General features: G+C 64.1%; 10 protein-coding genes. 4 read left to right on the top strand and 6 right to left on the bottom strand.

Features of this window, described 5'->3' with window-relative positions; translation table 11 throughout:
• Positions 1-88 precede the first annotated feature (88 nt).
• The 5 genes from ML401_RS12910 to ML401_RS12890 form a co-directional block, all read right to left on the bottom strand.
• Complete coding sequence (locus ML401_RS12910) at positions 89-592, bottom strand: DUF3455 domain-containing protein (protein WP_285812162.1); 504 nt, start codon at positions 590-592, stop codon at positions 89-91.
• Between the two features lie 151 nt (positions 593-743).
• Positions 744-3,053 (bottom strand): TonB-dependent receptor, encoded by a 2,310-nt coding sequence (locus tag ML401_RS12905; RefSeq protein ID WP_285812161.1) that lies wholly within the window; start codon positions 3,051-3,053, stop codon positions 744-746.
• Positions 3,034-4,113: a HoxN/HupN/NixA family nickel/cobalt transporter gene (locus ML401_RS12900; protein WP_285812160.1), complete on the bottom strand. Its 1,080-nt coding sequence runs from the start codon at positions 4,111-4,113 to the stop codon at positions 3,034-3,036. The genes ML401_RS12905 and ML401_RS12900 overlap by 20 nt, the downstream gene beginning before the upstream one ends.
• A gap of 203 nt (positions 4,114-4,316) precedes the next feature.
• Complete coding sequence (locus tag ML401_RS12895) at positions 4,317-6,575, bottom strand: TonB-dependent receptor (RefSeq protein WP_376717370.1); 2,259 nt, start codon at positions 6,573-6,575, stop codon at positions 4,317-4,319.
• A 228-nt stretch (positions 6,576-6,803) separates the two neighbouring features.
• Complete coding sequence (locus tag ML401_RS12890; protein WP_211418236.1) at positions 6,804-7,796, bottom strand: tripartite tricarboxylate transporter substrate binding protein; 993 nt, start codon at positions 7,794-7,796, stop codon at positions 6,804-6,806.
• Positions 7,797-8,004: 208 nt separating this feature from the next.
• Between ML401_RS12890 and ML401_RS12885 the strand changes: the two genes are divergently transcribed.
• The gene (locus tag ML401_RS12885) at positions 8,005-9,141 is read left to right on the top strand and encodes a GNAT family N-acetyltransferase (protein ID WP_259205608.1); all 1,137 of its coding nucleotides are present in this window, start codon (positions 8,005-8,007) and stop codon (positions 9,139-9,141) included.
• 28 nt (positions 9,142-9,169) lie between these two features.
• On the opposite strand, the gene ML401_RS12880 is transcribed toward ML401_RS12885, so the two are convergent.
• Positions 9,170-10,369: an NAD(P)/FAD-dependent oxidoreductase gene (locus tag ML401_RS12880; RefSeq protein WP_285812158.1), complete on the bottom strand. Its 1,200-nt coding sequence runs from the start codon at positions 10,367-10,369 to the stop codon at positions 9,170-9,172.
• 447 nt (positions 10,370-10,816) lie between these two features.
• On the opposite strand from ML401_RS12880, the gene ML401_RS12875 reads away from it, so the two are divergent.
• The 3 genes from ML401_RS12875 to ML401_RS12865 all read left to right on the top strand — a co-directional run bounded on the left by ML401_RS12875 (position 10,817) and on the right by ML401_RS12865 (position 15,115).
• Positions 10,817-12,163 carry a lipopolysaccharide biosynthesis protein gene (locus tag ML401_RS12875; protein WP_285812157.1) on the top strand — a complete coding sequence of 449 codons (1,347 nt, stop codon included), beginning with the start codon at positions 10,817-10,819 and terminating at the stop codon, positions 12,161-12,163.
• A 212-nt stretch (positions 12,164-12,375) separates the two neighbouring features.
• On the top strand, positions 12,376-13,551 hold the full coding sequence (locus ML401_RS12870) for a glycosyltransferase family 4 protein (protein ID WP_285812156.1): 1,176 nt from the start codon (positions 12,376-12,378) through the stop codon (positions 13,549-13,551).
• A 28-nt stretch (positions 13,552-13,579) separates the two neighbouring features.
• Positions 13,580-15,115 carry a hypothetical protein gene (locus tag ML401_RS12865; RefSeq protein ID WP_285812155.1) on the top strand — a complete coding sequence of 512 codons (1,536 nt, stop codon included), beginning with the start codon at positions 13,580-13,582 and terminating at the stop codon, positions 15,113-15,115.
• Positions 15,116-15,136 lie beyond the last annotated feature (21 nt).

The raw sequence follows: 15,136 nt of genomic DNA, 5'->3' as shown, positions 1-15,136 counted from the left end.
GCAAACCTAGGAGACTGCTACCCGCGATCCCTCCATTCTCGCGTGGTGAGATATTTTCGCCACGTCGGCTGGTCGCATCGCGATCGCTTCAATTCCTCTCGCGCACGAAGACGTAAGTGGCGGAGTACGGAGCAACGAGCGAGGTGCCCGTTGCTTCGCAGGGGCCTTGCACGGCACCACCATGGGTGTCGATCCGCTGCACGGTCGTCACTTTCGAAAACACGCCCTCGCCGCGCGTGCTGACGACGCTGAGCTTGAGCCAGGCGATGTCATTCGGCGTCGCGCCCGGAACGCTGGCGACGACCTTGCCGGTGATCGCGCTGCCGTCCACGTTCTCCCAGACCGGGCCCGCATAGTGACGACCGACCGTGGTGCCGTCCGAAATCAACGTCGCGATCGGCTCGCGGAATGTCCAGACCAGCTTGCCGTCGCTGCCGGCCTTGCAGTCGTAGGTCTGCGCGCCCTCGGCCAGCAGGCTCGCAACCACCGTTCCGTCGGCGGCAATTTCCTTCGGCACCACGGACTTCGTCGCTCCGCTGCCGAACGTGACGACCGTGAGGATCAGCGACAATGTCGGGACGACGCTCTGCATGCCTGTCTCCTGCCTGGCGTTCAGCCGACCGTTCAGGTAGCAGTCGCGCGCGAGATCTGCCTCCTGCAAACCTAGGAGGCCATCGCCGGCAATCCCGGGATGACGGACGCTGTCAATCGGCAAGTCAATCGACCCGCGCTCCCCAAAAAAACTAGAACGCCCCGGCGATGGTGAGGCGGAACGTCAACGGCTCCACGGGATGCAGCACGTAATCCATCACGCCATTCTGGCAGATCGACATTGGCGCGGCGCCCGATGTGCAGAGGTTATAGAGCGTGTCGGTCTTGAGCAGCGACCCATAGGCATAGGTGATCTGGCTGGCCTTCGTGTTGAACAGGTTGAGTACATCGAGCTGAAGACGCCAGCCATTGTCGATGCGATAGCCGAGGCGGCCGTTGAAGATGCTGGTCGCAGCGGAGCGGAATGCGTTGTCCTCCGTCAGAGGACTCGACGCCAGATAGCGCCAGCGCAAGGCGCCGAACCAGCCGGTCTTCTCGCCCAGCGTGACGCCGGCCGACGCCACCATCGCAGGCGCGTTCGGAACGGAGTTGCCGGGTGCATTGCCGATCTGCGCCTCGGGATAGCCGGCGAGCGAGGCGTAGACCTCCGCCTGCTCGCTGTCATAGCCACGGAAGCGCGCATGGGTCATGGCGAGATCGGCGTCGATGTCGATCCAGGAGCTGGGCCGGTAGTGGTTGGCCCACTCAAAGCCGTAGCGGCGGCTGGCGCGGGTCGCCGAGGTGTCGCCGGCATCGCCGGAGAACAGGATCTCGGAATCCTGATCCAGAATGAAGAGGCTGAGCGAGGTGTCGAGGCCGGGAACGATCCTGCTGCGCACGCCAACCTCTGCTCCCTTGGTCCGAACCAGGAGCGGCGACGGTGTCAGCCTCGTTGCGGGATCGCTGGGGTCTTCCGTCGTGGTCGCGCCGCGGGCGTCGTTGGAGTGCATGCCGTAGCCGGCACCGAGGAAGAACTCGGTCTGATGGAACGGGCCGAGCACCATCCTGAATTTCGGGCTGCCGAGCGCCGCGTCCGCGCGGCCGGAATTGTTGGCATTGAACCGCGAGGTGACGTCGGCGGCATAATAGTCGCCGCGCCAGCCGACGCTGGTCCGCAGCCAATCGGTCCAGCGCAAGGTATTCTCGGCATAGACGCCGACGCTGCCCTCGCCAGCCTTGTCGCTGCGGATGTCGGCAAGGAAGCCGCGCCGGAAGGTGTTGCTGAGTGCGAGGTCGATCGCATCATAGCGCGATTGCAGGCCGAAGATCGTTTGCATCGGCAGACCGGCCAGCGAGCCGTTCAGCGTGCGCGAGACGTTGGCACCCAGCATCAGGCGATCGTCATGCTGATGAAACTGGTCGCCGAGCACGGGATCGCTGAGGAAATAGGTGAAGTTGTTGAAGAGATCGAGCTGGCTCTTCACCACATAGGCGTTGGCCTTCCAGGAGCCGAGATCGTCGCTCTGCGCGATGCGGCCCGAGAGCGCAAAGCGGTTGGTGTTGCCGCCGTCGCTCGGATCTTCCGAGCCGAAGCGGTTGAGGAAGCCGGCCGCGATCGCGCGCTGCGGCACCTGATCGGTCGAATTCCATGCATTGGTGTAAGCCATGCCGGTGACGGAGACGCCGTCGGTCGCGGTGCCCTGGCTGTAGCGAACGAGGCCATTGAGCTTGCGCGCATTGTCCGGAATATCCCACGGCCCGTTATAGCTGCCGATCTCGCCGGCCACGAGCAGCGCGCCGTCCCCGAGCCTCGCCGAATCCATGCCGAGCAGGCGGCGATAACCGAAGCTGCCGACGCTCAGCTGCGCCAGTCCCTTGGTGCGGTCGATCAGGCCGACATGGACGCTGCCGACCGAGGCGAAATCACCTTCATCGGCGAAGTACGGCCCCTTGCGCACATCGACGGCGGCGATGGTTTCCGGGATCAGCCAGTTGAGATCGGCATAGCCTTGGCCGTGCGCATGGGTCCGCATGTTGACGGGGACGCCGTCGACGTTGATCGCAAGGTCGGTGCCATGGTCGAGATTATAGCCGCGCAAGAAATACTGGTTGGCTTTGCCCTCGCCGGAATGCTGCGTCACCATCAGACCCGGCACGGCTTCGAGCACCTCGCCCGGCCGCGTGAAGGGGCGGGCGTTGAGCTCTTCACCAGAGATGGTGATTTCGCTGGCCATGCCGGGCTGGCTCTTTGCGCTGGAGGCAACGCTGCGCCTATCGGGGGTCTGCGCCGTCGCTGAATTCACGAAGACGCGGCGGCCCGCCGAAGGCGGCTTGGCGGTGCGGCGGGGTGCGACCAGCTTCCTGCGCGCCAAATCTTGGCCGCCACCGACCTCGATCGGCGGCAGCTCGCGTGAGGCGTTGCTGCTTTGCGCGAAGGCGCGGCCGTCATCCGCGAGCAGCACCAGGGCCGAGAGCGCCGTCAGCGCGCCGCCACGACAGGGCTCACACCGCTTCGGTCGCATCGGCGCAGGCCAGAGCTTTCGTTGCGGCCTGCTGCCGACCGCCCTCGAAGATGCGACGATAGAGTAGGACCGAGGCCAGCCACGCGATCGCAAACAGCGCGATCACGGCGAAGCCGACATTGGCGAGCGACTCGTTGAGGCCGTCGACCAGCGTCCACAGGCCCCCGGACAGGCCGAGCCGGTCCGCGGCCAGGCCGAGCGCCTCGATGCCGCCGATGAACAGCGCCACCGCCACGGAGGCGCCGGTGATCGTGAGGTTGTACCAGAGCTTGCGCAGGGGATCGACGAACGCCCATCGATAGGCGCTCACCATCAGCGCGGAATCGGCGGTGTCGACCAGCGCCATGCCCGCGGCGAACAGCGCCGGGAAGACCAGGACATCCGCCATCGACGCCCCGCGCGCGGCTTCGGTGGCGGAGATGCTGAGCAGGCCGATCTCGGTTGCCGTGTCGAAGCCGAGCCCGAACAGGAAGCCGAGCGGATACATGTGCCAGGGTTTCGTGACCAGGCGGAACAGCGGCCCGAGCAGCCGCGCGAGGAAACCGCGATTGGCGAGCAGAGTCTCGAGCCCTTCGGCGTCGTGAACGCCCTGCTCCCGCGCCGCGCGAAACGTCCGCCACAGGCCGATGAAGATGACGAGATTGATGGCCGCGATCACCAGCAGGAACAGCGCCGACGCCGACGTGCCGATCAGGCCGCCGATCTCCTTGAGCAGGCTGTCGCCGCCAAGGCTCACCACGCCGAGCGCGAGCAATATGGTCGCAACCACCACCACGGTGGAATGACCGAGCGCAAAATAGAGGCCGACGCTCTGCGGCGCGTCGCCCGTCTGCATCAACTTGCGCACGACATTGTCGATGGCGGCGATGTGGTCGGCGTCGACGGCGTGGCGCAGGCCGAACACCCAGGCCAGCAGCGCCGTTGCCAGCACCGTCGGCCGGTCGCCAAACAGCGCGAAGGCCCAGGCCCAGGCGGCGATGTTGACGGCGATCAGCCCTCCGAACAGCACCAGCGTGCCGGGTTCGATCGCCCGCAAAGTCCGCCTCAAAGCCTGCTCCATCCACCCGATCCCGCAGTATGAGGTTTATCAAGAACCCTCATACTGGCAAGAGCAAGGGCCGCGCGACTTTTCGGCAGGCAGGCCGAAAAGCAGGCAGCGGAGGAAGTCACCCCGTTGATTCCATGGAGACTTTTTCAGTCCGGCGCGTCACGGCGCCGGAACGGAATGCTGGGCTGCGTTTGACGCAAGCGCGTGCGCGACGATCACATGTCCACGGTCATCGACAGCAGATAGGTGCGCGGCGCTCCCAGAAAGAACGTACCGAACGAGGCCACGCTCGACCAGTAGCTCTCACCGGTCACGTTCTGGATGTTGGCGCGGAACACCGTCTTCCTGCCGTTGATCGCCGTGGTGTAGCGGGCCCCGAGATCGAGCCGCGTCCACTCCGGAATCGGCTGCTTGTTCGCGGAGTCCGCGAACTGCCTGCCCGTGTAGATGACGGCTCCGTTCAACGTGAGGTCTCGCATCCACGGTAGATCCCACTCCGCGCCGATATTGGCCTGGACGTTCGGAACACCGATCGGCGTGTTGCCGACATTCGTCGCGACCGCGGTCTTCGTCAGGGTACCGTCCAGCAACGAGATGCCTCCGAGGACGCGGAAGCCCTGCATGAGCTCGCCGTAGACGTTGAACTCGAGCCCACGGACTCGCTGTTCGGCGGTCGCCGCGAAGCGACCGGCGGACAGCTCGCCGCTCGCCTTCGAAATCTCGAAGGCGCTGAAGGTTGTTGCGATCCGGCCGAAATCCACCTTGACGCCGGCTTCGTACTGCTTGGCGACGTAGGGCTGCAGCACTTCGCCGAAATTGGACGCGGTCTGCGGCGCCACGTCGCCACGCGCGAGGCCTTCGACATAGTTCGCGTACAGGGAGATATTCTCCACGGGCCTGACGACGAGGCCGACCACCGGCGTAACGGCGCTCCTGTCATACGACGACGTCAGCGTGCCGACATTGGAGGCATAGTTGTTCGCCTCGATGCCCTGGCGACGGACGCCGAGGGTCAACAGGATGCGCTCGTCGAGCACGGACATGGTGTCGGCAATCGAAAGCCCCGTGAGCTGGCTGTCCGAAAGCCGGGGCCGATCGCTGATCTCGTTGGCGAACTGGGTTGGCGCGACGGTGGGATTGTAGATGTTCGACGCGACCAGAGTGCCATTGATCAGCCGCCGGTACAGCGCGTCATGATAGACCGAGGCCTGGAATGCGAGAGCATGATGGACGAAGCCGGTGTCGAAGCGGGCGCGAAGGCCGCCATCATAGGTGGTTCGATCGATGCTGAGGCCGAAGTACTGAGGCGTCGAGGTCGTATTGCCGCTCGCGCTGACAATGGTTGGGAGACCGAAGAACCGCTCGACATTCGTCCTGGAGCCGCCGACATCCGCAAACAGCGTGACCTGGTCGCTAACGTCGTACTCGGTTCGCAGCAGGGCCGATTGATCGTTGATGCGCGACCATTCCCAGGGCTGGGTCACGTTCAACCGGCCATCCGGCGCCTTCGGCACCTGCAGGCCGGAGGCCATCAGAAAGGGCCGCGACGGCGCATCGAACCGGTCGGTCTGCGCGATCAGATAGAGCCAGGACCTGAACCGCTCCCCCCGGTAGTCGAGGGCGAGTGATCCGACACCTGTCGTCTCGGATTGGCGGTTGATGGGCGTATCACCATCGCGGACACTTCCACTAGCTCGTACGCCCCACTCCTTGCCGTCGCCATAACGACGCGCAACATCCCAGTGCCCGCCGAAGCGGGCCGTCGAGCCGTAGCTTGCGGTCAAGCGGGTCAAGTCCTCGTCCGCGCGCTTGGGCACGACATTGATGACGCCGCCAACGCCGCCATTGGGCGCCATGCCGGAGAGCGCAGCGGAAGGACCTTTCAGCACCTCGATGCGCTCGACGTAGTCCGTGAAGATGCGATAGGTCGGCGCAATTCCGTAAAGACCCTCGAAGGCGAATTCACCGTTGTTGCCTTCGTTGATCGGAAACCCGCGAATGTTGAAGGAGTCCACCACGCCGCCCGTGGGATGAGAACTTCGCACCGACGGATCGAGGATGAGGGCGTCCGCACCCGTTGCCGCCTGCTGATCCCGAATGAACTTGTCAGTGTAGCTCGTCACGCTGAACGGCGACTTCATGGTGCCGGTGTTTCCGAGCAGTCCCAGCCGCGCGCCTTGCGCGACCTGACCGCCGGCGAAGGCGGGAACGACACCGGGCTGCGATGGCACTGCGACCGTTGGGGCTTGCGGGGCGCGCCGCGACGTCGATCGGACCGGAGCGTTGTTTCGCCTGGTCGGCGCGCGGCGGGCCGATTGTTTGGCCGGGGCCTCGACAGTCACGGGTGGAAGGGAGCTGCCGCCTTGCGCTGTCTGGGATCGAGCAGGCAATTCAAACCACGTGAGCAACGCCACTCCACCCAGCAGCGTCGCGCCGAAGCGCGCTACCGTCTCAACTCCACCCGCACGCTGCATTTCCAGAAAGCCCCTCATCGATAGCCCTCTCTAGAAAGCGGCCATGATCACGGCAACGAAAATGCGTGCGCGGCGACTTAGAATGTCTCGATCATCAATAACTGCAGTGGACAGCGCATCTGGAACGATTCCAAAGGACGCTTCTCAGTCGCGCAGAATGACGCAGCGCGCTTGGATCTGCGACAGCACGTCACTTGCAAATGCCGCGCTAAGTTTTGGAGCGTGATCTCAGTCGCGCTTCAGCCCGATCGCCTTGACGATGGGAGCAAGGCGAGCCAGCTCGTCTTCGACCAGGCGCTGAAACCTGTCGGGACCTGAATCGACGTCCGGCTCAAGACCCTGTGAGCGATAGCTTTCCTGCAATTTTGGATCGGCCATCGCCGTGCGCGTCGCCGCAGCGATCCGCTCCACGATCGTATCCGGCGTTGCTTTTGGAGCGAACAAGCCAAACCAGCCGGCATATCTGAGATCCGGCATGCCCTGCTCGATCACCGTCGGAATATCAGGCGCGCCGTTCAACCGCCGATCGCTCGTCACGGCGATCAGCCGCAGCTTGCCAGCAAAGTGCAATTGCAGGATCTGGCTGGAGACCACCGCGATCACCGAAGATATCTGGCCGCTCACCAGGTCGTTGGTCGCAGGCCCCATGCCGCGATAGGGGACGTGGATGAAATCCGCTGCGAGGCCGGACTGCATCCTCAACATCTCCCCGACGAGGTGATTGCCGGTGCCGACGCCCGGAGTGCCATAGGACAGCTTGCCCGGATTGGCCCTGGCAAAGATGATCAGCTCCCGCAGGTCCTTGACCGGCAAGGCAGGATGAACCGCGAATGCGAGCGTGCTGGTGATCAGGCGGTAGATGGCACGGAAATCACGAATCCCGTCATAGGCCGGCTGCGCCGAGGACAAGGGAATCATCACCTGCGTGCTGCCATTGCCGAGCAGCAGCGAATATCCGTCCGGCGCGCTCTGCGCCACCGCGGCTGATCCGATCGCGCCGCCGGCGCCGCCGATATTTTCGACATAGACCGGCCCCAGCAGCGGAGCAATCCTGTCGGCCCAGGGACGGCCGATCTGATCGCCCGCGGCGCCGGCCGTATAGGGAATGACCAGCCTGATGGGCCGCGAGGGGTAATCGTCAGCGGCTGCGGCGCCGGGCCAGGCGGCCAGCGTTGCGATCTGTGCCGCCGTATTGAGCAATTCTCGTCGTGAGAGGGACATCGTCGACGTGTTCTGGACCGTACGAGACCATCTTGCACGATCGAGGAGATCGCGATCGGTGGATTAAGGGTTTGGTAACGATACGAACGCGGTTGAACACATTAATGCAAATCGCAGGCCGCTGGTGTCTAGCCCGTAACGAGCCTGCTATAAAGCCCAGCTACGGCTCGATCGATGGTCGCGAATTGTCCGGTTTCCCTGATTGCACATGAACAAGCCCAGCAACGATTTCGACATTGTCATCGAGCAGTCGTTCGACTTTTTGTCCGAGGACTACGCCGAGCTGTTCGATCGCTCGGCGGCGACCGCGTTCCAGCATCCAATCTGGCTGCACAGCCTTTATGTCCGGCTTGCTGCGAATGCCGGTGCAACACCTCTGGTCGTCGTGGTCCGTGACCGCGCGACGGGAACGCTTGCGATGGTGCTGCCCCTGCTCCGGATGCGGCGCGGTCCGATCCGAACCGTCGAGTTCGCCGACCTGCGCGTCTCCGACTATCTGGCCCCGGTCTGCAGCCCGGACGTGTTTGCGCGGCTACTCGACGACGCCGATGCATGCGCGGAGATCAGGCGCCTCGTTCGTCCGTTCGATCTGCTTCGCATGACCAAGCTGCCCGACGGGCGGCTTCCGATCGAAAATCTCCTCGGGGCCTCCCGCCGCGTCTCGATGGACACCAATGCCTACGCGACGGTTCTCGTCGCGCCGTTCGAGCAATGGCGTGCCAGCGCAATCGACCGCTCCTATCAGAAGGAGCTCGCAAAGAAATCTCGCCAGCTCCAGAAGAAGGGCGCGCTGAGCTTTGCTTGCTGCGACGACAACGCTTCCGTGCTCGAGGCACTGGAGGTGATGAAGAAGTTTCGCGGCCCGCGCTTTCAGGCGCAGGGCGACGGCGACCTGCTGCAGCGTCCCGAATATTTCGGCTTCTACTCCGACGTGGCCCTGCGTGGTCTCGGCGGCTTCGTGCGCCTCTACGCCATGAAGATGGACGGCGAAGTGATTGCGGCCGTGCTCGGACTATGCCATCGCGACAGCTTCCTCATCATCATGAGCGCCTTCGACATCGCCGGATACAAGAGCCAGTCCCTGGGCGCGCTGATGTTCGAGCAGGTGGCACGCGACTGTATCGAGCGCGGCGATCAGATGCTCGATTTCACCATTGGTGACGAGCCCTACAAGAAATTGTTCGGCGGACAGCCGTCGCCGATGTGGGCGGTCACGCAGGCCGGGAGCGCAATGGGCGCCGTCGCCCTGTTCGCGCTGAACCAGGCGCCCTGGCTCAAGCTCGCGGCCAAGCGATTATCGGATTTGCGGCTCCTGCCCGCCCGCACGCCGACACCGACGCGCTGACCGACGGCAGGCGAAAGAAGCGCAGGCCTCAGGCGCGCAGCGCGCCGCGAACGCGTCCAATCCAGCCCGGATGCATCTGATCGACACGGTGCGCCAGGCTGCGCCGCAGGAAATGCAAGCGGCGCCGGACGTCCCAGCCGATATCGTCGCGGGACGTCAGCGCCTGGCGGAAGCGCGCCATCTTCAGGGACTGCTGATCCGCCGCGATCTTGTCGCGATCGGAATAGAATTGCGCGATCTTCTCCTGGCCCATGCCTGATGTCGCGAGCCATCGCGGCGCATATTCGGTGCAGAGACGATCGACGTCCACCAAGAGGCGCGCGACACCGGTGCCGGCGGCGGGGCAATTGGTCTGGAACGCATCGCCGATGAGCACGATTCCGGGCTGCAGATGTCCTTCGACGACGGTCAAATCCATCACCCAGTTCTGGACCCGGTCGATGACGCGGAAATCGCCGAGATAGGACCGCAAGCCCGGCAGCAGGCGCAAAACGGTCGCCTCCGGCTCGCGACGCAGCTCGCGCATGATCGGATCGGTCGGGTCGCGGAACATGAAGAGATTGGCCCGCATCCCGGCGCGGACGGGAAACAGGCTGAGATAGTCGATGCCATCCCCCGTGCGCTCGCCATAGCAGGTCAGCGCCTCGAAATCGAACGGGTGGCCGTCCTGGCGGGCAATCGTGAAGCCGAACGAGACCGAGTGGCGCTCGGCCAGCACGCGCCGCTTGATGCCGAGCTTGTAGCCGAGCGCTCCCGCCATGCCCGTGGCGAGAACGACGAGGCGCGCGGTCACGCGCCGTCCGGAGGCCAGTTCGAGATGCTGGACGTCGTCGCTGCAGTTGATCGCGGCGACCTCGTCGACGATCAGGCTGGACGGATCGGGCATCTGGCTGCGCGCCATCGCCACGAGATCGGCATAGGGAAACCCGTAGGCCCGACCGACACTGACGTCGACCACCTTGCCTTCCCGGATATTGAGCACCTGATCATATCGACTGGCGACACTCTCGAGCGCATCGAGAAAGCCCAGCTTGCGCAGCATCGCCAATTGATGGCCGCCGATCTTTTCGACCCGGAATTCGTCCGGATAGACCGCCCGCTTGTCGATCAGGACGATGCGATGCCCTGCCCGCGCCAGCACGGCCGCCGCGAGCGATCCCGCAAGGCCGCCGCCGACGATCGCGATGTCCGCAACGATCGGCTCGTTCACGGTTTTGTCCGCCGTCATGATCTAGGCTCCCACGGTCAACTAAAGTCGCACGTGCAATTCTCCGGCCTGATGTCGCATCACGCGGCCAAACGCGATCATTTCTCGATATCGAGGTTAACAGGCGGGAGGGCCGCTCATCGCGACGACAAGCCGGCACGCCTCTTGCTAGGAATTCCCGTCAATTGCGGTTTCTGGTGGCCGATCCCGCGAGTCATTCGCCATCCGACCGCTGATCTCGGCCTTCTCGGCCATCGTTGCGGCGATACGCCGTCAGACGGTCCGAGCCGGCCTTGCTTGATTTGGGACAACGGGAACGACGATGTTCCACAGTGAAGCAACCGACGTCACCGCGATATCGTCGCCGACGGCAGGATCCTGCATGTCGCCCATTAACACTCGTCTTTTTTCGGCATGCTAGCTTGTCGCCGGCGCCGTCTTCAGGAGAAAGCAGCTCCCTAAACTTCCATGATCGAATCCATCCTCCAGCTTCTGCGGCGTGACGTCACGCGCGGTGTCGTCGGGACCATCCTCCTCAAGGTTGGCAGCGGCGCGCTTGCGTTTGCGTTGTTCTCGCTGGCGGCACGAACGATGTCGCCCGATGGCTTCGGCATCTTTGCGACCTGGCTTTCGGTTGCCCAGATCGCCGCCGTCGTGGGACTGGTCGGCCAGGAATCCTTGCTGGTGCGCTTCCTGAACGAGTATCAGGTCGGCGACAGGCCGGATCTCACCAAAGGCGTCCTGCTGTCGAGCTTCAAGATCACCTCGATCGCCATGCTGATCGTGATCGCAGGGATTGCCATCGCGGCGAACATGAGAGGCGACTGGTGGGTGCTGATCCTCGCGGTGTCCGCGTACACGGCCGTGAACGCCGGCGTGATGCTTGGCAGCCAGATCGCACGCTCGCTGGTCAGCATTCTCATGGGCGAAGGAAACCGCGAGTTCTTCTGGCGGGTCATCGTCGTCCTGTTCCTGCTCGTCATGCTGGTCGGTCATCGGCAGCTCGATCCCGCCGAGCTGATCGCCGTGATGACGATTGCCATGTCGGTCGGGCTGGCTGCGCAGATCATCTCGATTGCGCGCGTTCTGCCGAATTTGCGCGGCACCGCTGCGGGTTCCGAGACATCCCGCTGGCGATCGAGCGCCCTGCACTTCTGGCTCGCGTCCATCCTCGAGGTCGCAAACCAGTATTTCGACGTCATCTTGGTCTACTGGATGCTGGATCCGGCGACGGCCGGCATCTACTTCGCCGCCTCGCGCCTCGCCAACATCTTCGCCATGGTGTCCGCGGCGCTGTACACATTCGGCGCGCGCCGGCTTCCCTCGCTGTATTTCAGCAAGAACCATCGGGAGTTCGAGCGAACCTTGCGGTTGATGGCGGAGGTGACCGCGCTTTGCGTGGCCGCCGGGCTCGCCACGATCTGGATCGGCGGCCCCTATCTCCTCAACCTGTTCGGACCTCATTTCACCGAACAGCATTCGGTCCTGATCGTCCTCGCCATCGGAACGGCCATCCAGGCTGCAGGCGGCCCGGCGGCTGCCATCCTGCAGCTGACCGGCCATGAACGAATCTATGTTCCCGTCGTTGCGGCCAACGTCGCGCTGCGCCTTGCGGGATTTCTCGTTCTCATCCCCTGGCTCGGCGTGCTTGGTGCGGCGATTTCCGCAACGGTGTCGCTGGCGCTCGCGACCATTGCTTTGAACGTGCTCTGTCGCCGCCGGACGGGAGTGGATCCTTCAATCCTCGTGCTTCTGCGCTTCAGCGCGTTGAAGCGCGACAATTATGCGGTCCGCGGCGCCGACTCCGGTGAGTAGGTCGAGTTCACGCGCTGGCGACGTGCAAGATCGATTGGTTAACAGGCTTGCTGCGCAGTGTCCGGGAACCTGTGAAATGGCTGCGCCAACGATGGCGATGGCAGGGCCTTGCATTAACTCCGTTTGTTTCTAGTCGGTGTCCACGCGATGCCCGCATGATAGGTACGGAGTTAAGAAGGTGAAGATTTCGTTTCTCTAGCGGGTCGGGATCCGTGCTGCACTATCAGCCAAACAAGGAATTGGGCGAGACGACCGCGGCAGCACCCGCGCAGTCGAACGGCAGCGGACGAAAGCTGCACGTGCTTCTCGCGCAAACCCAGGCCGAGAACGCCGGCGCGCAGGAGATCTCCAGGCTGCTCGGCGCCGGGCTGACCGCGCGCGGCTACCGCGTCACCAATCTCTTCTTCTTCCGCAAATCGGATTCCTTCGATGAGCCGCCCGATACGCTCTATTGCGCGCCGAGCCGGCCGGGCAATCCATTGGCGCTGCTGCGGATGCTGTGGACGCTCGCCCGCCATATCAGGACGGTCAGGCCCGACGCCGTTCTGACGTTCCAGCATTTCGGCAACGTCATTGGCGCCGGCATCGCGCACCTCGTCAGCCGAGCACCTGTCGTCGCCAATCAGGTTTCATCCGCGCTGGCGATGAGCCGGCCGGTCCGCACCGCCGACATCGTCATGGGCAGCCTCGGCTTCTTCGACCGCATCACGCTCAATTCGAAGGACATGGAACGCGAATATTCGCGCTACCCCGCGGCCTACCGTTCGCGCATGGTGCATGTGCCGCACGGCTTCGACGACAAGGCGCTCACGCTGGCGAAGGACGCGGCCCGACAGAGATTCAATCTGCCGACCGATCGCGTCCTGCTCGGCTGCGCAGCGCGGCTGCATCCGCACAAGCGGCTCGACATGGCGATACGTCTGCTGCCGGATCAACCGTCCTGGCATCTCGCGCTCGCCGGCCAGGGCGCCGACGAGACGCGGCTGAGGCGGCTGGCTGACGAATTGAAGGTGTCGGACAGGCTGCATCTGCTCGGAGAAATTCCCCCGAGCCGGATGGCGGAGTTTCTCGCCTGCCTGGACGTGTTCGTGTTCCCGACGCAGGCCGAGACTTTCGGCCTGGCTGCGGTCGAGGCCGCGAACGCCGGGGTTCCCTCCGTCGTGACCGATCTTCCCGTCCTGCGCGAAGTGCTGTCCTACGAAGGCAGGCCGACCGCGCTCTTCGTCGATGCCTCCGATCATGCGAAGCTCTCGGCAGCCGTCTCGACGCTGCTGACGGACCAGCATTTGAGCGACGAGCTGCGACAAAACGCCAAAGGCCTGAGGTTGCGCTATTCGGTAGATGCCATGGTGGAGGAATACGTTCGAATTCTCGACCAGGTCATTTGACCGGACGATTGGAAGTGATGGGCTCGACATGATCATCGAGTTTCGCTGTGAACGTGAATACGCGCGGCGATGGATGGGCCGCGCGACGCTGTCGGTCGACGGCCGGGATGTTCCGGTTCAAATCGCCTGGGCGGCAACGACCGAGCCGCGGCCCGCAGGTCTCGACGCCCTGTTCGAGCTCGAACGTGTGGTGTTGCACAAGGGCAAGCCCAGCGGCGCCAACAGGCTGGACGCCATTCCGGAGCGGACGCTGGCTCATGCCGGGAGCGCCGACGTGGTCGTCGATTTCACCGGCGGCGCGCGCGATCCGAACAGCTCCGCCCCGCTGTATCTCCGTCCGATGTTCAATGGCGTTGCCGGCGAGAACGCCGCGCTCGCCGCCATTCTGGCCGGCGACCTGCCGGTGATCGACATCGTCAACGAGATCGACGGCTCGGTCCTCGATCGCGGCCATCCATCCGGTGAAATTGCCGCAGGGCTCAGCGGCGCGCTCGAAACCGTCATGGCGCGAACCCTGACCATGGTGGCGGCGATCCTGTCGGGAAGGCCGCGGATTGTTCCGGAGCTGGCGCGCCGCGCTGGACATGGTTCGGGCCGTGGCCCCGCTGGCTACGTCATACGTGGCCTTGCCGTCTCAATTGCCAAGGAGATCTATCGCCTATGCTGCTATGCCCCGCATTGGCATGTCGGCTGGCGCTTCAATGACGGTGCCGGTGTCTGGCAGACCGGCGATCTGTCCGGACCGGGCTGGAACGTCCTTCCCGATCCAGGGCATCGCTTCTATGCGGACCCGTTTCCGATCAATTGGCAGGGGCGAACATTCGTCTTCTTCGAAGATCTCGACCACCGCGTCGGAAAAGGCATCATCTCGGCGATCGAGTTCAACGACGCCGGCCCGGTGGGAGAAGCCGTGCCGGTGCTGGAGGAGCCCTGGCATCTCTCCTATCCGTTTCTGATCGAAGACGGTGGCGCATTGTGGATGATTCCGGAGAGCTCGACCAACGGAGACGTCGCCCTCTACAAATGCATCCGGTTCCCGGACAAATGGGAGCGGCACGCGACGCTGCTGTCAGGCCTCGAGTTGGCCGACGTCACGATCACGCGGTATAACGGCCGGCATTACCTGTTCGGCGCCTGGCGCGATGGAGCCGGCGGCTACTCGGATTCGCTGGCGATCTATCATGCCGATCACCTCCTGGGGCCCTGGTTGCCGCACGCCAGCAATCCGGTGCTGATCGACCGCGCGAGCACGCGGCCGGCGGGGAATTTCGTCACGATCAACGGCACATTGTGGCGCCCGGTGCAGAACTGCACCGACGGCTACGGCGCGGCGCTCGCGCTGGCGGAAGTGGTCGAATTGTCGCCGACCGCCTTCAGGCAGGTCGTGCGCCATTCGCTGAAGCCCGGACCGGCATGGCCTGGCAGGAAGCTCCACACCCTGAACCGTTGCGGCCGGCTCGAGGTGATCGACGGATCGCACGTCCAGCCCAAGACGAACGCTTTTGCCAGCAAGTCTCCGTCGAGTGTGTTGCCCGCGCGAACCAATCCTTCCGCCGCGCGCTGACGCGGATTAGATCAGGGCGTG

The sequence above is a fragment of the Bradyrhizobium sp. 62B genome, assembly GCF_030272265.2.
Taxonomy (GTDB): Bacteria; Pseudomonadota; Alphaproteobacteria; order Rhizobiales; family Xanthobacteraceae; genus Bradyrhizobium.
Note: the sequence above shows the minus strand (reverse complement) of the source record. Positions and strands in the feature narration are given on the sequence as shown.

Bases quoted from the DNA above. Each gene is read 5' to 3' on its own strand.
- ML401_RS12885 (WP_259205608.1), top strand. From the start codon at position 8,005: ATGAACAAGCCCAGCAACGATTTCGACATTGTCATCGAGCAGTCGTTC.
- ML401_RS12880 (WP_285812158.1), bottom strand. From the start codon at position 10,369: ATGACGGCGGACAAAACCGTGAACGAGCCGATCGTTGCGGACATCGCG.
- ML401_RS12910 (WP_285812162.1), bottom strand. From the start codon at position 592: ATGCAGAGCGTCGTCCCGACATTGTCGCTGATCCTCACGGTCGTCACG.
- ML401_RS12900 (WP_285812160.1), bottom strand. From the start codon at position 4,113: ATGGAGCAGGCTTTGAGGCGGACTTTGCGGGCGATCGAACCCGGCACG.
- ML401_RS12890 (WP_211418236.1), bottom strand. From the start codon at position 7,796: ATGTCCCTCTCACGACGAGAATTGCTCAATACGGCGGCACAGATCGCA.
- ML401_RS12875 (WP_285812157.1), top strand. From the start codon at position 10,817: ATGATCGAATCCATCCTCCAGCTTCTGCGGCGTGACGTCACGCGCGGT.
- ML401_RS12865 (WP_285812155.1), top strand. From the start codon at position 13,580: ATGATCATCGAGTTTCGCTGTGAACGTGAATACGCGCGGCGATGGATG.
- ML401_RS12905 (WP_285812161.1), bottom strand. From the start codon at position 3,053: ATGCGACCGAAGCGGTGTGAGCCCTGTCGTGGCGGCGCGCTGACGGCG.
- ML401_RS12895 (WP_376717370.1), bottom strand. From the start codon at position 6,575: ATGCAGCGTGCGGGTGGAGTTGAGACGGTAGCGCGCTTCGGCGCGACG.